We start from the raw sequence: 17,667 nt of genomic DNA, 5'->3' as shown, positions 1-17,667 counted from the left end.
TATGCAACGATCCGGGCGTGCCAGTGGTCGAGATCTGGGTTGGCCCATTTTACGGAGACGCGCACATGCAAGGGCGCAAGGCAATGCTGGTGCTGCACGGCAAGCAGGCGATGAACGAAGAGGTCCGCAGCGCCGTGCGCGAGCTGCGCGATAGTGGCTGGGTGCTGGATGTACGAGTCACTTGGGAGGCGGGCGACGCCCAGCGGTTGGTCGCTGAAGCACTGGCTGCGGGTTACAGCCATATCGTCGCCGGTGGAGGTGATGGCACATTACGCGATGTGGCCGAGGCCATGGGGTTGGCCGCCACCAGCGCCAGCCTGGCCTTGTTGCCATTGGGTACGGCCAACGATTTTGCCAAGGCCGCTGGCATCCCCCAGTTGCCAGCCTCGGCGCTGGCTTTGTTGAATGTCGCGCCACAACCCATAGACCTGGGGCAGGCTGGTGACCAGCTGTTCCTCAACATGGCCACTGGCGGCTTTGGCAGCCAGGTCACCGCCAATACCTCGGAAGACCTCAAGAAGGTGTTGGGCGCTGCCGCCTACCTGTTCACCGGGTTGTCGCGCTTCAGTGAGCTGCAGGCGGCTTCGGTGGAGTTGCAGGGCCCGGACTTCCACTGGCAAGGGGACTTATTGGCGCTGGGTATCGGCAATGGCCGTCAGGCGGGGGGCGGGCAGGTGCTATGCCCTGAGGCCATCATCAACGACGGTCTGCTTGATATCGCCATCCTGCCTGCGCCACAGGAAGTGGTAGGGGCGCTACGTGACTTGTTGGCCGGTGACGGCCTGTTCATTCGGGCCAGGTTGCCGTGGGTCGAGATCAAGAGCGCGCAAGGGCTGGACATCAACCTTGATGGCGAGCCCTTGCAGGCTGCCAACCTGCGCTTTCAGGCCAGGCCTGCGGCGTTGCGCCTGCACCTGCCGGCCGAGTCGCCATTGCTCAGTCGTCCAGGCTGATGATTTTCTCGCGCACGGCGAACAGCACCAGGCCCGCTACGTCGTGAATTTGCAGGCGCTTCATGATTTGCGAACGGTGGGTTTCAATGGTCTTGATCGACAGGCCCAGGCCTGTAGCAATTTCCCGGGTGGACTTGCCGCGCACGATCAGGCGCAGGATCTCCAGTTGCCGTGCCGTCAGGTTGTGCCGCTCACCAGCGCTTTGCTTGCCTTGCTTGGTGTGGCGCAGCGCCTGGTTGATGACGGTGTGGGCAATGGCCGGGCTAAGGTAACGCTCGCCGTTGCGCACGGCGCTCAGGGCCTGTTCCAGCTCGGTGGCGCTGGTGTCCTTGAGCAGATAGCCGTGGGCGCCGCTTTCCAGGGCCCGCATGATCAGGTCCGGGTCGGTGTGCATCGACAGGATCAGCACCTTGCACGTGCTGCCGCTGGCCCGCAGCTGGGTGAGAGCGTCCAGGCCGCTGGTCGAGCGCATCGAGATGTCCAGCAAGACGATGTCTGGGGCCAGTGTGAGAACCTGTTCGAGCAACTGGCTGCCATCGTCGGCTTCGCCGATCACATCATAGCCGGGGATATCGCAGACCAGCGCACGTACCCCGGCGCGGATCAATGAGTGGTCGTCTACCAGCAGCAGCCTACAGGTCATGGGCGGGCGTACTCCTGGCGCGCTGCTGGGTGCGCGGAGGCCACGGGAACATCGCCTCGATCTGCGTGCCCAGGCCAAGTTGGCTGGTAATGTCGAGCCTGCCCTGCAGCGCGGTTACCCGCTCCTGCATGCCGGCCAGGCCGCGCTGGCCGGCCTCGGCCGGGTGGCGGGCGGGTACGAAACCACAGCCATCGTCGTGGATCGACAAAGTAAGCCCCTCTGGAGTGCGCTGCAGGCGAATGACCAGGTTGTGCGCCTGGGCGTGACGCAGCATGTTGGTCACCGCCTCCTGGGTGATACGGAACACTGCCATGGCTACCGTCTCGTCGATGCCGCCCAGTCGCTGGTTGCACGCCAGGCTCCAGTGCACCCCGCTGCTGGCCAAGGTACGTACCAGGTGCGCACGCAGGCTGGCTTCCAGGCCCAGGCTGGCCAACTGCCGCGGGTTGAGCAGGGCAGATACATCCCGGACGTTGCCCAAGGTGTCATCCAGCGTGCTGCGCAGGGCGTCGCAGTGGTTCTGCAACTCGTCGGGCATGCGCCGCTGCAACCACTGCAATTGCAGCTTGGCGGCGGTGAGCAGTTGGCCGATGTCGTCGTGCAGTTCCCGGCCCAGGTGCTGACGCTCATCTTCCTGCACCTTGAGCATGCGCTCGGCCAGCTCGGCCGGACGCAGGCTGATCGACCTGGCGCCCAGGCCCAGTTGCACAGCGGCGCCCAGCGTGGCGACCAGCTGCAGCATCAGCAGGCTGGGCGGGATTGCCTGATGGGTCAGGTACAGCGCCAGGTTGGCAAGCAGCGAGGCCACGCACAGCCCGACCGTCGTCCAACGCAGCAGGGCAGCGCGGGGGCAGCAACGCAGAGAAGTCTTCAAGCGTGGGAACATAGATAGGGAAGCCACTGAAGTCTTGCTGATGGAGGCCTTGCACAATGCTGGTCAGAGGCTTTGGCGCAGTACTTTCGATATTTTTTTAAACACGTGATCTTGCAACCTTGCTTCCGGTAGCAAGCGTTTGTGGGGGCGCATATTACCACTTCGCATTGCATCGGTCGCGGCTGGGTAACGCTTTGAAACGCCTGCTGGTCGGGCAGTTTCGGGTAGCAAAGTGCCACCCTTTAGTCACTCACTGTGCACTTGTGCTGCAACTAGCGCGGTCAAGTTTCAACGTGACACTGAAAAACTTGAAGCACTTTTCAAGTTCGACCATGGTGGTACTTGAACAAGCAGCCTTAGTTGCACTTCATGCAAAGTCAATACGTGGTGGTAGAGCGGCTGGGGTGCGTGCCGGCTGCCATGTGGCTGTGCGGGTGAATGCACTCGCTGCCTTGCTCATTGCAAAATGCGCAGGCTGGCGCAAAGGGCTGTTGCACGACCTTGGCCAACTCGCCCAGTAGCACCAGCTGCTCGCCGATGTCCAGGTTCAACCGCCCGGTCCGGGTATCTACCAGCTCCAGCTGCCAGGCCAGCAGGGTCAGGCAGGCCCCTATCGCAGGTAAGGCGGCACGTTGCAAGCAAGCACCGTGGCAGGCCGGGGCGAGCAACTGTTGCAGGGCAGTGGTGTAGTGGGCGACTTCACGCAGGCCCAGGCGTGTGGCCTGTCGGGCGAGGCTGTCGAGGGCGTTTTCCAGGCAGCGACAGGCGTCCAGGTCATTGTCGATCAGCTCCAGATGCTGCAGGCACTCCTGGGCCTGGGTCAGCAGCACTTGGGCATCCAGCAGGAAGCCCTGCAGGGCGTCATCGAACGATAAGGCAGTGTCCATCATCAGGTCCCCGCGCGTGGATGAGGCGCGGGGGGCGGGCACGCCAAAACGATAGCTAGCAAAAGCCTGACTCCATTCATGCAATGAGAATGGCGTCACATTAATGGCTAAAGGATATCGCGAACATCAGGTTGCACCCGATTGCTGCTAAGGGTTTCCCTGATGCGAGGCTAGGGTGGGGAACTTTTGCCGAAGCCTTGATTTGCGCTGGATGCCCGCAGTAAAGCATGATGGCATGGTGATATCAATTGCCCTCGCAGCATTTTCCCGCAGGGGTCAAGGTGTGTGTGGAGCCGCCGATACAGGGTAGATGATTTCACTTTTTTCGACTTGAGCCTGGGGGCTTTCCAATGGCTGGCATTCTCGACACGGTAGACCAACGCACGCAATTGGTGGGTGAGAACCGCCTGGAAATTCTGATGTTTCGCCTGGCCGGTCGCCAGTTGTTCGCGATCAACGTGTTCAAGGTGCAGGAAGTGCTGCAACTGCCCAAGCTCACACTGATGCCCCAGCGCCATGCCTTCGTCTGCGGTGTGGTGAACCTGCGCGGGCAAACCCTGCCGGTGATCGACCTGTCCCAGGCGATTGGCATGCGCCCGCTGCAACCGGGGCCGGACAGCACGATCATCGTCACCGAATACAACCGCTCGGTGCAGGCTTTCCTGGTGGGCGGTGTCGACCGCATCGTCAACATGAACTGGGAGTCGATCATGCCGCCGCCGACCAGTGCCGGTCGCCAGCATTACCTGACCGCCATCACCAAGGTCGACGAAAAACTGGTCGAAGTGATCGACGTGGAGAAGGTGCTGGCTGAAATCGTGCCATACAACGCTCGGGTCTCTGGCGATAAACTCGCCGACCCGGTGCTGGCCCGGGCCCGTGGCCGCGAGGTGTTGCTGGTGGATGACTCCAGTGTGGCCCTGGCGCAGTTGCGCGATACCTTGTCCCAGTTGGGCATGAAGCTGCACGTGGCCAGTGATGGTCTGAAGGCGCTGCGCATGCTCAAGGGCTGGGCGGATGCTGGCGAGGACGTGTGCGAGAAGCTGCTGATGGTGTTTACCGATGCCGAAATGCCGGAAATGGATGGCTACCGGCTAACCACCGAGATCCGCAGCGATGCGCGCCTGCGGCCCCTTTATGTGGTGCTGCATACCTCGCTGTCGGGCAGCTTCAACGAATCCATGGTGAAGAAGGTGGGCTGCGACAACTTCCTTTCCAAGTTCCAGCCTGATCGCTTGGTCGACGTGGTCAAGCAACGCCTGTTGCTGGATAGCGCCACTGCGTGAACGTTGAGCCGGCCAAGTATAAGCTTGGCTTTTGGCATGACGCGAGGCAGCAGGGATGTTTCTAAGTGAGTTGTATCGATACCCGGTGAAGTCGGGGCGGGCGCAAAGCCTGCAGACCGCAGCCGTGGGGTTGTTGGGCGTGCAAGGCGACCGCCGCTGGATGGTGGTCGAGGAGGAAAACGGACGCTTCCTGACCCAGCGTGCCTGGCCACAACTTGGCCAGATCGACGCGCGCGAAGACGACAGCGGTCAGTTGCTGCTACAGGCCCCTGGGCAGGATCTGTTGCAGGTGCCTGTGCCGCCTGCGGATGACGCCCTGCGCGGCGTGACCATCTGGCGCGATACCCTGCGTGTGCCGGACGCCGGCGATGCCGCGGCGGCCTGGCTGAGCGAGTTGCTGGGTAAAGCCGTACGCCTGGTGCATTGCCCGGAGCCGCGTGCGCGTTACCTGCCCAATGGTTATGGCTTCAACAGTGATCGGGCGGCGTTTCCGGATGGCTTCCCGTTGCTGTTGATTGGTCAGGGCTCGCTGGACGAGCTCAACCGGCGCATCGGCCGGCCCATGGAGATGCTGCGCTTTCGCCCCAACCTGGTGGTGCAGGGGGCAGCGCCGTTTGCCGAGGATGGTTGGAAGCGAATTCGTATAGGCAGCCTGGAATTTCGCGTGCTCAAGCCCAGTGTGCGGTGCATTTTCACCACCATCGATCCGGCTACCGGGGAGCGCAGTGCCGACCGTGAGCCGATGGCGACGCTCAAAACCTTTCGCGAGAAGGAGGGGGATGTGCTGTTCGGGCAAAACCTGGCGGTGGATGGCAGTGGGCGGTTGGAGGTAGGGATGCAGGTAGAGGTTCTGGAATAGCCGTGTTTCCAGCGCCAGCACTGGCCCTTGTAGGCGCGACACCAGGCCGCTCCTGCAAGGGCTGTACAGGCTCAGCAACCCTTACATGTCGTCGAAATACCGCTCATGCCAATCCACCAGCGGCTGTGGCGAATTCAGCTTCTGCCCGTAGATCACCGAATACGACAGCACGTTCTGCACATACTGGCGTGTTTCGTCGAACGGGATCGACTCCACCCATACATCGAAACTCAGGTGCTTGGCGCCTTTGAGCCACTGACGCACGCGCCCGGGGCCGGCGTTGTAGGCCGCCGAAGCCAGCACTCGATTGCCGTTGAATTGGCTGTGGACCTGGCTCAGGTAGGCCGCACCCAGCTGGATGTTCTTGTCTGGGTTCAGCACTTGCGCGGGTGATGCCAGCGGGATGCTGAACTTGCGCGCGGTCTCTTTGGCGGTGGCCGGCATCAGTTGCATCAGGCCGCTGGCGCCCACCGGTGAGCGTGCGTCTTCCATGAAGGCGCTTTCCTGGCGGGTGATGGCGAATACCCAGCTCGAATGCAGGCCGCGAACTTTGGCCTCGCGTACCAGGGTGTCGCGGTGGGCCATCGGGAAGCGGATGTCCAGGTCGTCCCAGTACTGCGCCTGACTGATAGTACGGATAGCCGGGAAATACCAGCGCAGCTCATAGCCCAGGCGTGCCTGGGCAACCATTTCGTCGCGGGTGAAGTGACGGCTGACGTGGTACCACTCGCGGCGGCCTTCGACGATCTGGCCACGGGCGTGGAATTCCAGTGCGCGTTGAATGCCGGGCGTATTGCGCACCTTTTTGACCAGTTGCGGGCTCAGCGGCAGCGGCTTGTTGTTCAGTTGGTAAGGCGTCTGTGCCCGGTCGGCGGCCAGGAAACCATAGAAGTCGCGTTCACGCGCCACGGTCTTGTACAGCAGTGGAATCTGCGGGTTGTTTGGCTGTGCCAGCTCCAGGCTGCGAGCCTGCCAGTACTTCCAGCGGCTGCTGCTGGCCAGGTCCTGGGGCAGGCGTTTGGTCAACTCGTAGGCGTCTTCCCAGCGGCCCAGGCGCAGCAGCAGGCGCAGGCGCCATTCGCTGACGGTGTTGTCGCGCAGCTCGGGGTCGTAGCGGGTCATGAGGTCGAGCGCGCGCGGGTCGTAACGACGCGCCAGGGTCAGGCCGATTTCGCGGGCGATGGCCACCTTTTCGTCGCGGGAGAAGTGCATGCGCTGGGCGTAGTCGTCGAGTAGCGCCATGGCTCGCTCCGGGTCCTGCCGGGCCAGGCGACGAAGGCCGAGGCTGACCACGTCGGACATCGCTTCGTTGACCGGGGTGAAGCGTGACGGCTGGTTGAGCAGCTCGGGCTTCTGCGCCACGTCGACCAGCAGGCTCCCCTGCGGGCCGAGGGTAGTCAGGGTTTTGACCAGGTTGTTAGCCAGGCCATAGTTGCGTGCCTGGGCCGCCAGTTTGGTGCGTTCCCAGCGCTTGGCCTCGGTCAGCTGGCCTTCGGCTGCCCACATGCCGAACAGTGTGTCGCAGGCAGCGGGTTGCGACTTGCCGACGTTCCACAGCTTATCGGCGGTGGCGTAGCCTTCGGCGCGCAGGCCGTGGCTGAGCTGGTACTGGCCGTTGAGGCAGTCCAGTTCGGTGAAGTTGAGCTTGGGGTCGTAGTACTTGACGAAGGTGTCCCACTCGCCGCGCTCGGCCAGCCAGCGCAACCAACGCAGCTTCATCCAGTTGGCCTGGGGCAGGTCGCCATGCTTGGCGAGAAAACCTTCGATCTCCTGGTTGCTGGCGCTTTTCAGGCGGGCGGTGAGCTCGTCGTAGGCCAGGTAGGGCGTCAGCGGGTAGTCGCTCAGGGCCTGGGCATAGCGCAGGTATGGGCCTTTGTCGCCTTTGGCCAGCGCACGCTTGGCCTCGTCATAATACTGGCGTTGCAGGGTCAGGTCGGTGGCCTGCGCCGCGCAGGTGGCGGCGGTAAGCAGCAGGCAGGATGCAATATGTAACAGGCGGCTGCGCATGATACGTCCGGGCAGTTGAACCATGGGGAAGTGACGGCGGAGCCAGCACTGTTGAAAGCTATTGCCTTAGCTTAGCCGTTTGCCGGCGGCGGGTGAAAGCACTGTGCTTGTATCGGGATATTAAGTACGACCAGATGTCACCTGTCGCTCGCCGGTGGGGCTGGCGGGTGCCGTCGAGGCCCAAGTCAGGTAGAATGCGCGCCCGATTTATGGAGACCAACATGACCCTGCTCAAATTCAGCGATGTGTCCCTCGCATTCGGCGCCATGCCGCTGCTGGACAAAGTGTCCTGGCAGATCGCTCGTGGCGAGCGGGTGTGCATCATCGGCCGCAACGGCACCGGCAAGTCGAGCATGCTGCGCCTGGTCAAGGGCGAGCAGAAGGGCGATGACGGTGAAATCTGGCGTGCCCCTGGCCTGAAGATCGGCGAGCTGCCTCAGGAGCTGCCGGTGGCCGACGAGCGCACGGTGTTCGACGTGGTTGCCGCTGGCCTGGACGGTGTGGGCGAGTTGCTGGCGCAGTTCCATCACCTGAGCATGAACATCCAGGGCGACGAAGACCTGGAAAAACTCATGCACGTTCAGCACGAGCTGGAAGCCCGTGACGGCTGGCGCCTGCAGCAGGTGGTGGAAAGCACCCTGAGCCGCTTGCAGCTGCCGGCCGACAAGACCCTGGCCGAGTTGTCCGGTGGCTGGCGCCGCCGTGTGCTGCTGGCTCAGGCTCTGGTGTCCGAGCCCGACCTGCTGCTGCTCGATGAGCCAACCAACCACCTGGATATCGGCGCCATCGCCTGGCTTGAAGAGGCCCTGCGCGGCTTCAACGGCGCGGTGCTGTTCATTACCCACGACCGTTCCTTCCTGCAGAACCTGGCCACCCGTATCCTTGAGCTGGATCGCGGCGGCCTGATCGACTGGAACGGCGACTACGCCAGCTTCCTGGTGCACAAGGAGGCCGCATTGGCCGCCGAAGAAACCGCCAACGCGCTGTTCGACAAGCGCCTGGCCCAGGAAGAAGTGTGGATTCGCCAGGGTATCAAGGCCCGGCGTACCCGTAACGAAGGCCGCGTGCGTGCACTGAAGGCGTTGCGTGTGGAGCGTGGCGAGCGCCGTGAGCGCCAGGGCAAGGCCAACATCCAGATCGAAGCAGCGGACAAATCCGGCAAGCAGGTGATGGTGCTGGAAAATGTCAGCTTCCATCACAAGGACGGTCCCCTGCTGGTCAAGGATTTCTCCATGGTCCTGCAACGCCAGGATCGTATCGGTCTACTGGGCGCGAATGGTACCGGCAAGACCACGTTGCTCAAGATGATGCTGGGCGACCTTGAGCCCACCGCGGGCAAAGTGGAGCGCGGTACCAAGCTTGAGGTGGCCTATTTCGACCAGATGCGCCACCAGCTCGATCTGGAAAAGACCGTGATCGACAACCTGGCCGAAGGCCGCGATTTCATCGAGATCGATGGTCAGAACCGCCACGTGCTGAGCTACCTTGGCGATTTCCTGTTCAGCCCCCAGCGTGCGCGCACGCCGGTCAAGGCGCTGTCGGGTGGTGAGCGTGCGCGGCTGCTGCTGGCCAAGCTGTTCAGCAAGCCGGCCAACCTGCTGGTACTCGACGAACCGACCAACGACCTGGATGTGGAAACCCTCGAGCTGCTCGAAGAGGTGCTGTCCAACTACAAGGGCACCGTGCTGATGGTCAGCCACGACCGGGCCTTCCTCGACAACGTCGTCACCAGCACCCTGGTGTTCGAAGGCGAGGGCAAGGTGCGTGAGTATGTGGGGGGTTACGAGGACTGGATTCGTCAGGGCGGCTCGCCGAAACTGCTGGGCGTGACCGAGAGCAAGGGTGGCAAGTCCGCACTCAACAGCGCGGTTGTGGAGAAGGTCGAGGCCAAGCCCGCGCCCGTTGCGGCACCGGTGGTGGAAGAGGCTTCGAAAAAGAAACTCAGCTACAAGTTGCAGCGTGAGCTGGAGATGCTGCCAGGGCAGATCGACGAAGTTGAACAGCGCATGGCTGAGGCTCAGGAAGAAGTGAATGCGGCGGGCTTCTACCAGCGGCCGATCGCGGAAACCTCGGCAGTGCTGGCCAGCATCGAGAGGCTGCAAGGTGAGCTGGATGCGTTGGTAGAGCGCTGGGCTGAGCTGGAAGGCTGATCGGCGTCAGCCAGATCTGGCCTCCTTGCGGGCAAGCCCGCGAAGAGGCCAGATCTGGTTAAGTCATTCTTTCTTCAGCAGGCGTACCGCCAGCACATCACACGGCGCGCCATGCAGCACGTCATTGGCCGTGGAGCCCAGCAGCAGCGCCAGACCATGACGGCCATGGCTGCCGACCACGATCAGGTCGCAGTTCTGGTCCTTGGCCAGCTGGTGGATTTCCTGGCGCGGTTGGCCGTAGGTCAAGTGGGAGTCGCCGCGCTTGATGTCCGGGTATTTATTGAACAGGCGGTCCATGCGCTCTTTGGCCTGGTCGAACTGCTGCTGTTGCAGTTGCGACAGGTCCATCGGCACGTCACCGCCAAATGCCATGGCCATCGGCTCGACGATGTGCACCAGCGAAACCTTGGCGTTCGAAGGCGCGGCCAGCGCCATGGCGCGCTTGATCACCGGGTCGCATTCTTCGGTCAGGTCGACGGCAACCAGAAGATGTTCGTAGGACATGAGCGGTACTCCTGACAATCGCGATAGAAGAAGTATGGTCGCTTTCGGGCGGGTCTACCGTGAAAAATGGCTAACCAGCTCATTTGCAACGCTTTATGGGATGTACTGATATGACGGTATTGCTGGTGGTGTCAATCCTTGCGCTGATTCTCAGCCCGCTTTCCTGGCTGCGCAGCTCGCGCAAGCAGAGCGAGCAGATGAAGCTGCGCCTGGAGGCGCGGCGCATGGGCCTGGCCATGCAACTGGCGCCGCAGCAGTGGCCGCACTGGCTGGAAAAGGAGCCGCCAAGCCCTTGCCCGCAGTACCACCGGGCCAGGCGCCGTGGGCATGAGGACAGCTTTAGCTTCTGGCAGGTCAGCCCGGGGGTGTGGTGGAACCAGTGGCGCGAACCCTGCGAAGACCCGCGCTTCATGGAGGCGTTGGCGCGCCTGCCGGTGAGCGTCTACAAGGTCGAGGCCGATGCGCGGATGATTGCCTTGTACTGGACCGAGCGGGGCGATACGGCTGTATTGCAGGATGTTGCCTACGCCCTCGAAACCCTGGCCTGAGTCCCGCCTTGCTCCCGCAGGGTAGGCGTCACGCGCGATAAACCTGTTCTCAAACGACAAAGCGGCGGCTTGGCAGAACCCTGAAGGGGTGGGGTGCCAAGTCGCCGCTTTGCGTTCTGCTGCGCAGAAAAGGCCAGGCAGGCCGGGTATTCATTCAAGCAAGTGCCAGTGTAGCCGCCCGCGCTTGCCACGCAAGCCGAAAGTTGCAGCACACTGCCAGCGCGTGTGGTCAATCGCTGACATGAATGCTCGGCGATCACTGTCATCATGTTTTGTACCCATCCGATACAAAATGACTGGAAAGTCGCGTTTTCCCCGTGCTCGTGAGCATTTGACAACGCCGATCTTTTCGGAGAATGTGTGCACACCCAAATCAAACGGGCGTATGAATTGAGCGTTTGTATGTCATGACGCCAAGCCATACTTCCGACTAGCGCGCTGACGGGTGTGCCTGGAGCAGGGCAGCTAGGCCTGCTTTTGCTGCAGCGATCGGCGTGTACAGTTCAGCTTCCATATCGTGGAGATCAGTTGATGATTTACGAAGGTAAAGCCATCACGGTTAAGGCTCTTGAAAGTGGCATCGTCGAGCTCAAGTTCGACCTCAAGGGTGAGTCCGTCAACAAGTTCAACCGCCTGACCCTGAACGAGCTGCGCCAGGCCGTCGAAGCCATCCAGGCCGACGCCTCGGTCAAGGGCGTGATCGTCAGCAGTGGCAAGGACGTGTTCATCGTCGGCGCCGACATCACCGAGTTCGTCGACAACTTCAAGCTGCCCGAGGCCGAACTGGTCGCCGGCAACCTGGAAGCCAACCGCATCTTCAACGCCTTCGAAGACCTCGAAGTGCCCACCGTTGCCGCCATCAACGGCATCGCCCTGGGCGGCGGCCTGGAAATGTGCCTGGCAGCCGACTACCGGGTCATGTCCAACAGCGCCAAGATCGGCCTGCCAGAAGTCAAGCTGGGTATCTACCCTGGCTTCGGCGGCACCGTGCGTCTGCCACGCCTGATCGGCTCGGACAACGCCATCGAGTGGATCGCCGCCGGCAAGGAAAACCGTGCCGAGGACGCCCTGAAAGTGGGTGCCGTTGACGCCGTGGTCGCCCCTGAGCTGCTGCTGGCCGGTGCTCTCGACCTGATCAAGCGCGCCATCAGTGGCGAGCTGGATTACAAGGCCAAGCGCCAGCCAAAGCTGGAGAAACTCAAGCTCAACGCCATCGAGCAGATGATGGCCTTCGAGACCGCCAAGGGCTTTGTCGCCGGCCAGGCCGGGCCGAACTACCCAGCCCCGGTCGAAGCCATCAAGTCCATTCAAAAAGCCGCCAACTTCGGTCGCGACAAAGCGCTGGAAGTCGAAGCCGCAGGCTTTGCCAAGCTGGCCAAGACTTCGGTCGCCGAGAGCCTGATCGGCCTGTTCCTCAACGACCAGGAGCTCAAGCGCAAGGCCAAGGCGCATGACGAAATCGCCCATGACGTGAAGCAGGCCGCCGTGCTCGGCGCCGGCATCATGGGTGGCGGCATTGCCTACCAGTCGGCGGTCAAGGGCACCCCGATCCTGATGAAGGACATCCGCGAGGAAGCCATCCAGCTGGGCCTGAACGAGGCCTCCAAGCTGCTCGGCAACCGCGTCGAGAAGGGCCGCCTGACCCCGGCCAAGATGGCCGAGGCACTCAACGCCATTCGCCCGACCCTGTCCTATGGCGATTTCGCCAATGTCGACATCGTCGTCGAGGCCGTGGTCGAGAACCCGAAGGTCAAGCAAGCGGTACTGGCGGAAGTGGAAGGCCAGGTGAAGGGCGATGCGATCCTCGCCTCCAACACTTCGACCATTTCCATCAACCTGCTGGCCAAGGCGCTCAAGCGCCCGGAAAACTTCGTCGGCATGCACTTCTTCAACCCGGTGCACATGATGCCGCTGGTGGAAGTGATTCGTGGCGAGAAGTCCAGTGAAGTGGCGGTTGCCACCACCGTGGCCTACGCCAAGAAAATGGGCAAGAACCCGATCGTGGTCAACGACTGCCCGGGCTTTTTGGTCAACCGCGTGCTGTTCCCTTACTTCGGCGGCTTCGCCAAGCTGGTCAGTGCCGGTGTCGACTTCGTGCGCATCGACAAGGTAATGGAAAAGTTCGGCTGGCCGATGGGCCCGGCCTACCTGATGGACGTGGTCGGTATCGACACCGGCCACCATGGTCGCGACGTAATGGCCGAAGGTTTCCCGGACCGCATGAAGGACGAGCGCCGCTCGGCCGTCGATGCGCTGTACGAGGCCAACCGCCTGGGCCAGAAGAATGGTAAAGGCTTCTACGCCTACGAAACCGACAAGCGCGGCAAGCCGAAGAAGGTCTTCGACGCCACCGTGCTCGATGTGCTCAAGCCGATCGTGTTCGAGCAGCGTGAAGTCACCGACGAAGACATCATCAACTGGATGATGGTCCCGCTGTGCCTGGAGACCGTGCGCTGCCTGGAGGACGGCATCGTCGAAACCGCTGCCGAAGCCGATATGGGCCTGGTCTACGGCATTGGTTTCCCTCCCTTCCGCGGTGGTGCGCTGCGTTACATCGACTCGATCGGTGTTGCCGAATTCGTCGCCCTGGCCGATCAGTATGCCGATCTGGGGCCGCTGTACCACCCGACCGCCAAGCTGCGTGAAATGGCCAAGAACGGCCAGCGCTTCTTCAACTGAGCGGTCAACGAGCTAGAGCGAGAGATTTGATATGAGCCTGAATCCAAGAGACGTGGTGATTGTCGACTTCGGTCGCACGCCAATGGGCCGCTCCAAGGGTGGCATGCACCGTAATACCCGCGCCGAAGACATGTCGGCGCACCTGATCAGCAAGTTGCTGGAACGCAACGGCAAGGTTGACCCGAAAGAAGTCGAGGACGTGATCTGGGGCTGCGTCAACCAGACCCTGGAACAGGGCTGGAACATCGCCCGCATGGCGTCGCTGATGACCCAGATCCCGCACACCTCTGCGGCCCAGACCGTCAGCCGTCTTTGCGGTTCGTCGATGAGCGCGCTGCACACTGCCGCCCAGGCGATCATGACCGGTAACGGTGATGTGTTCGTGGTCGGTGGCGTGGAGCACATGGGGCACGTCAGCATGATGCACGGCGTCGATCCCAACCCGCACCTGTCCTTGCATGCCGCCAAGGCTTCCGGGATGATGGGCCTGACTGCAGAAATGCTCGGCAAGATGCATGGCATCACCCGTGAGCAGCAGGACCTGTTCGGCGTGCGTTCGCACCAGTTGGCCCACAAGGCCACGGTCGAAGGCAAGTTCAAGGACGAGATCATCCCGATGCAGGGCTATGACGAGAACGGCTTCCTGAAGGTGTTCGATTTCGACGAAACCATTCGCCCGGAAACCACCCTCGAAGGCCTGGCGTCGCTCAAGCCGGCATTCAACCCGAAAGGGGGGACTGTCACGGCCGGTACCTCGTCGCAGATCACTGATGGCGCATCGTGCATGATCGTCATGTCCGGCCAGCGTGCCATGGACCTGGGGATCCAGCCATTGGCAGTGATCCGTTCGATGGCGGTGGCCGGTGTCGATCCGGCTATCATGGGCTACGGCCCGGTGCCTTCGACCCAGAAAGCCCTCAAGCGTGCCGGCCTGACCATGGCCGACATCGACTTCATCGAGCTCAACGAAGCCTTCGCTGCACAGGCCCTGCCAGTGCTGAAAGACTTGAAAGTGCTCGACAAGATGGATGAGAAGGTTAACCTGCACGGCGGCGCGATTGCCTTGGGCCACCCGTTCGGTTGCTCCGGGGCGCGGATTTCCGGCACCCTGCTCAACGTCATGAAGCAAAATGGCGGTACGCTGGGGGTGGCGACCATGTGCGTCGGCCTGGGGCAAGGTATCACCACTGTCTTCGAACGCGTCTGATCGCGTAGCAGGACAGCAGCCGGGGCCATGTGCCCCGGTTTTGTTTTTTTCAGGTTTTTTCAAGAGGGTGTGCAACATGCAGATACAACCAGGCGTATACCGGCATTACAAAGGGCCTGAGTACCGTGTCTTCAGTGTTGCGCGGCACTCCGAAAGCGAAGAGTGGATGGTGTTCTACCAATGCCTGTATGGTGATTACAGCTTCTGGGTGCGCCCCCTTTCGATGTTCCAGGAGTGCGTCGAGGTTGACGGCGAGCAGGTGCCACGCTTTGCTTTGGTCAAGGCCGAAGAAGGGCTGCCTGGGTTGCTGGGCAAGTCGCACGAGTGATCGTCCGAGCTTGACCTCACACTTTTGCCACTATATATAGCGGTGCCGCGTCTGGCACCTGACGTGTTTTTCATCTTCAGATTCAGGAATACTCCGATCCATGGGCAAATCGCTGGTCATTGTGGAATCCCCGGCCAAGGCCAAGACCATCAACAAGTACCTGGGCAACCAGTACGTGGTGAAGTCGAGTATCGGCCATATCCGAGACCTCCCCACCAGCGGTTCGGCCAGCGCGAGCAAAGAGCCGGCCGCCAAGCGTGGCAAGGCCGCGGGTGAGGCTCCGGCCCTTTCGCCGAAAGAAAAAGCTCGTCGCCAGCTGGTAGCGCGCATGGGTGTCGACCCCGACCATGGCTGGAAGGCGAAGTACGAAATCCTGCCTGGCAAGGAAAAGGTGATCGAAGAACTGCGCCGCCTGGCCAAGGATGCCGACACCATCTATCTCGCAACCGACTTGGATCGTGAGGGGGAAGCCATTGCCTGGCACCTGCGCGAGGCCATCGGCGGCGACGACACCCGCTACAAGCGCGTGGTGTTCAACGAAATTACCAAGAAGGCCATTCAGGAGGCCTTCTCGCAGCCGGGCGAGCTGGACATCGACCGGGTCAACGCCCAGCAGGCGCGGCGCTTCCTTGACCGCGTGGTCGGTTACATGGTCTCGCCACTGCTGTGGGCCAAGATTGCCCGTGGCCTGTCCGCTGGCCGTGTGCAGTCGGTAGCGGTCAAGCTGGTGGTGGAGCGCGAGCGTGAAATCCGCGCGTTCATCCCGGAAGAGTACTGGGAGATCCACGCCGACCTCGGCACCGCGAAGAACGCCAAGGTGCGTTTTGAGGTGGCGCGCGAGAAGGGCGAGGCCTTCAAGCCGCTGAACGAAGCCCAGGCCATGGCTGCGCTAGAGAAGCTGAAGGCTTCCAGCTACAGCGTGGTCAAGCGTGAAGATCGCCCGACCAGCAGCAAACCGTCGGCGCCGTTCATTACTTCGACCCTGCAGCAGGCAGCCAGTAACCGCCTGGGCTTTGGGGTAAAGAAAACCATGATGATGGCCCAGCGCTTGTACGAAGCCGGCTACATCACTTACATGCGTACCGACTCGACCAACCTGTCGGCTGATGCCCTGGACATGGCGCGCAGCTACATCGAGCGTGAATTCGGCAAGCAGTACCTGCCGGAAGCGCCGCTGGTATACGGCAGCAAGGAAGGCGCCCAGGAGGCGCACGAAGCGATTCGTCCTTCTGACGTGAATACCCACCCGACCAAGCTCAGTGGCATGGAGCGTGACGCCGAGCGCCTGTACGAGCTGATCTGGCGCCAGTTCCTGGCATGCCAGATGCCGCCTGCGCAGTACCTGTCCACCAGCGTTACCGTGGCTGCCGGTGATTTCGAGCTGCGTGCCAAGGGTCGTATCCTCAAGTTCGACGGTTACACCCGTGTGCTGCCACAGCAGAGCAAGCCGGGCGAAGACGACGTGCTGCCAGAAATGGTTCAGGGTGAAGCGCTAAAGCTGATCCAGATCGACCCGAGCCAGCACTTCACCAAGCCACCGGCGCGCTTCACCGAAGCCAGCCTGGTCAAGGAAATGGAAAAGCGCGGCATCGGCCGCCCATCGACCTACGCGGCGATCATTTCCACCATTCAGGACCGTGGCTATGTGACCCTGCACAACCGCCGCTTCTACTCCGAGAAGATGGGCGATATCGTTACCGAGCGCCTGTCGGAGAGCTTCTCCAACCTGATGGACTATGGCTTTACCGCCGACATGGAAGAGAACCTCGACGACGTGGCCCAGGGCGAGCGTGACTGGAAGAACGTGCTCGACGAGTTCTACGGCGACTTCAGCAAGAAGCTGCAGACTGCCGAGTCCAGCGAAGACGGCATGCGCGCCAACCAGCCGACCATGACCAACATTCCGTGCAAGGAATGTGGCCGGCCAATGATGATCCGCACCGCGTCCACCGGTGTGTTCCTGGGTTGCTCGGGTTACACCTTGCCGCCAAAAGAGCGCTGCAAGGCCACCGTCAACCTGGTGCCGGGCGACGAAATTGCCGCTGATGACGAGGGCGAATCGGAGTCGCGCGTGCTGCTGGGCAAGCACCGTTGCCCGATCTGCGCCACGGCGATGGACGCTTACCTGCTGGATGAGAAGCACAAGCTGCACATCTGCGGTAACAACCCCGATTGCGTTGGCTATGAGATCGAAGAGGGCAGCTACCGCATCAAGGGTTACGAAGGGCCTAGCCTGGAGTGCGACAAGTGCGGCAGCGAGATGCAATTGAAGACCGGTCGTTTCGGCAAGTTCTTCGGCTGCACCAACCCGGCATGCAAGAACACCCGTAAGCTGCTCAAGAGTGGCGAGGCGGCACCACCGAAGATGGACAAGGTGGACATGCCGGAGCTCAAGTGCGAGAAGGTCGACGACACCTATGTGCTGCGCGACGGTGCTTCGGGGTTGTTCCTGGCTGCCAGCCAGTTCCCTAAAAACCGCGAAACCCGCGCGCCGCTGGTGCTCGAGATCGTGCCGCACAAGCATGAGATCGACCCGAAGTACCACTTCCTGTGCGATGCGCCGCAGAAAGACCCAGATGGCCGCCCGGCGGTAATTCGCTACAGCCGCAAGACCAAGGAGCAGTACGTGCAGTCCGAGGTCGATGGCAAGCCGACCGGCTGGAAGGCGTTCTACGACGGTAATGCGTGGAAGGTTGAAGACAAGCGCTGATCGTTTGGCGTTGTAATTGGGGCCGCTCTTCG

At 61.9% G+C, this 17,667-nt stretch carries 14 protein-coding genes; 9 read left to right on the top strand and 5 right to left on the bottom strand.

What is annotated here, in order from left to right:
* Positions 1 to 65 precede the first annotated feature (65 nt).
* Complete coding sequence (gene yegS, locus DM807_RS24480; protein WP_179028063.1) at positions 66 to 953, top strand: lipid kinase YegS; 888 nt, start codon at positions 66 to 68, stop codon at positions 951 to 953.
* On the opposite strand, the gene DM807_RS24475 is transcribed toward yegS, so the two are convergent.
* The 3 genes from DM807_RS24475 to DM807_RS24465 form a co-directional block, all read right to left on the bottom strand.
* Positions 937 to 1,596 (bottom strand): response regulator, encoded by a 660-nt coding sequence (locus DM807_RS24475; protein ID WP_179028062.1) that lies wholly within the window; start codon positions 1,594 to 1,596, stop codon positions 937 to 939. The two genes, yegS and DM807_RS24475, sit on opposite strands and share 17 nt — an antisense overlap.
* Positions 1,586 to 2,482 (bottom strand): sensor histidine kinase, encoded by an 897-nt coding sequence (locus tag DM807_RS24470; protein WP_012271334.1) that lies wholly within the window; start codon positions 2,480 to 2,482, stop codon positions 1,586 to 1,588. The genes DM807_RS24475 and DM807_RS24470 overlap by 11 nt, the downstream gene beginning before the upstream one ends.
* A 365-nt stretch (positions 2,483 to 2,847) precedes the next feature.
* A complete protein-coding gene (locus DM807_RS24465; RefSeq protein ID WP_179028061.1) occupies positions 2,848 to 3,357 on the bottom strand; it encodes a histidine kinase in 510 nt (169 codons plus the stop codon).
* Positions 3,358 to 3,707: 350 nt separating this feature from the next.
* Between DM807_RS24465 and DM807_RS24460 the strand changes: the two genes are divergently transcribed.
* Positions 3,708 to 4,643, top strand: coding sequence for a chemotaxis protein CheV (locus tag DM807_RS24460; protein WP_012271336.1), 936 nt, complete (start codon positions 3,708 to 3,710; stop codon positions 4,641 to 4,643).
* A gap of 55 nt (positions 4,644 to 4,698) precedes the next feature.
* Complete coding sequence (locus DM807_RS24455) at positions 4,699 to 5,502, top strand: MOSC domain-containing protein (protein ID WP_012271337.1); 804 nt, start codon at positions 4,699 to 4,701, stop codon at positions 5,500 to 5,502.
* A gap of 81 nt (positions 5,503 to 5,583) precedes the next feature.
* On the opposite strand, the gene DM807_RS24450 is transcribed toward DM807_RS24455, so the two are convergent.
* Positions 5,584 to 7,509 carry a transglycosylase SLT domain-containing protein gene (locus DM807_RS24450; RefSeq protein ID WP_012271338.1) on the bottom strand — a complete coding sequence of 642 codons (1,926 nt, stop codon included), beginning with the start codon at positions 7,507 to 7,509 and terminating at the stop codon, positions 5,584 to 5,586.
* 221 nt (positions 7,510 to 7,730) lie between these two features.
* On the opposite strand from DM807_RS24450, the gene DM807_RS24445 reads away from it, so the two are divergent.
* Positions 7,731 to 9,659: an ATP-binding cassette domain-containing protein gene (locus tag DM807_RS24445; RefSeq protein WP_179028060.1), complete on the top strand. Its 1,929-nt coding sequence runs from the start codon at positions 7,731 to 7,733 to the stop codon at positions 9,657 to 9,659.
* Positions 9,660 to 9,722: 63 nt separating this feature from the next.
* On the opposite strand, the gene DM807_RS24440 is transcribed toward DM807_RS24445, so the two are convergent.
* Complete coding sequence (locus tag DM807_RS24440) at positions 9,723 to 10,163, bottom strand: universal stress protein (protein ID WP_012271340.1); 441 nt, start codon at positions 10,161 to 10,163, stop codon at positions 9,723 to 9,725.
* Positions 10,164 to 10,273: 110 nt separating this feature from the next.
* Here DM807_RS24440 and DM807_RS24435 point away from each other — a divergent pair, with 110 nt between their 5' ends.
* The 5 genes from DM807_RS24435 (at position 10,274) to topA (ending at position 17,635) form a co-directional block, all read left to right on the top strand.
* The gene (locus DM807_RS24435; protein WP_179028059.1) at positions 10,274 to 10,711 is read left to right on the top strand and encodes a hypothetical protein; all 438 of its coding nucleotides are present in this window, start codon (positions 10,274 to 10,276) and stop codon (positions 10,709 to 10,711) included.
* 531 nt (positions 10,712 to 11,242) lie between these two features.
* Positions 11,243 to 13,390 carry a fatty acid oxidation complex subunit alpha FadB gene (fadB, locus tag DM807_RS24430; protein ID WP_179028058.1) on the top strand — a complete coding sequence of 716 codons (2,148 nt, stop codon included), beginning with the start codon at positions 11,243 to 11,245 and terminating at the stop codon, positions 13,388 to 13,390.
* 31 nt (positions 13,391 to 13,421) lie between these two features.
* Entirely contained in the window at positions 13,422 to 14,597 is a 1,176-nt protein-coding gene (fadA, locus tag DM807_RS24425; protein WP_012271343.1) for an acetyl-CoA C-acyltransferase FadA, read from the top strand.
* A gap of 76 nt (positions 14,598 to 14,673) precedes the next feature.
* The gene (locus DM807_RS24420) at positions 14,674 to 14,925 is read left to right on the top strand and encodes a DUF1653 domain-containing protein (RefSeq protein ID WP_012271344.1); all 252 of its coding nucleotides are present in this window, start codon (positions 14,674 to 14,676) and stop codon (positions 14,923 to 14,925) included.
* 100 nt (positions 14,926 to 15,025) lie between these two features.
* Positions 15,026 to 17,635 (top strand): type I DNA topoisomerase, encoded by a 2,610-nt coding sequence (gene topA, locus DM807_RS24415; protein WP_012271345.1) that lies wholly within the window; start codon positions 15,026 to 15,028, stop codon positions 17,633 to 17,635.
* Positions 17,636 to 17,667 lie beyond the last annotated feature (32 nt).

The sequence above is a fragment of the Pseudomonas hunanensis genome (genome assembly GCF_013393325.1).
Taxonomy (GTDB): Bacteria; Pseudomonadota; Gammaproteobacteria; order Pseudomonadales; family Pseudomonadaceae; genus Aquipseudomonas; species Aquipseudomonas putida_P.
Note: the sequence above shows the minus strand (reverse complement) of the source record. Positions and strands in the feature narration are given on the sequence as shown.

Bases quoted from the DNA above. Each gene is read 5' to 3' on its own strand.
- DM807_RS24445 (WP_179028060.1), top strand. From the start codon at position 7,731: ATGACCCTGCTCAAATTCAGCGATGTGTCCCTCGCATTCGGCGCCATG.
- fadA (WP_012271343.1), top strand. From the start codon at position 13,422: ATGAGCCTGAATCCAAGAGACGTGGTGATTGTCGACTTCGGTCGCACG.
- DM807_RS24460 (WP_012271336.1), top strand. From the start codon at position 3,708: ATGGCTGGCATTCTCGACACGGTAGACCAACGCACGCAATTGGTGGGT.
- DM807_RS24450 (WP_012271338.1), bottom strand. From the start codon at position 7,509: ATGCGCAGCCGCCTGTTACATATTGCATCCTGCCTGCTGCTTACCGCC.
- DM807_RS24435 (WP_179028059.1), top strand. From the start codon at position 10,274: ATGACGGTATTGCTGGTGGTGTCAATCCTTGCGCTGATTCTCAGCCCG.
- topA (WP_012271345.1), top strand. From the start codon at position 15,026: ATGGGCAAATCGCTGGTCATTGTGGAATCCCCGGCCAAGGCCAAGACC.
- yegS (WP_179028063.1), top strand. From the start codon at position 66: ATGCAAGGGCGCAAGGCAATGCTGGTGCTGCACGGCAAGCAGGCGATG.
- fadB (WP_179028058.1), top strand. From the start codon at position 11,243: ATGATTTACGAAGGTAAAGCCATCACGGTTAAGGCTCTTGAAAGTGGC.
- DM807_RS24455 (WP_012271337.1), top strand. From the start codon at position 4,699: ATGTTTCTAAGTGAGTTGTATCGATACCCGGTGAAGTCGGGGCGGGCG.
- DM807_RS24440 (WP_012271340.1), bottom strand. From the start codon at position 10,163: ATGTCCTACGAACATCTTCTGGTTGCCGTCGACCTGACCGAAGAATGC.
- DM807_RS24475 (WP_179028062.1), bottom strand. From the start codon at position 1,596: ATGACCTGTAGGCTGCTGCTGGTAGACGACCACTCATTGATCCGCGCC.
- DM807_RS24465 (WP_179028061.1), bottom strand. From the start codon at position 3,357: ATGGACACTGCCTTATCGTTCGATGACGCCCTGCAGGGCTTCCTGCTG.
- DM807_RS24420 (WP_012271344.1), top strand. From the start codon at position 14,674: ATGCAGATACAACCAGGCGTATACCGGCATTACAAAGGGCCTGAGTAC.
- DM807_RS24470 (WP_012271334.1), bottom strand. From the start codon at position 2,482: ATGTTCCCACGCTTGAAGACTTCTCTGCGTTGCTGCCCCCGCGCTGCC.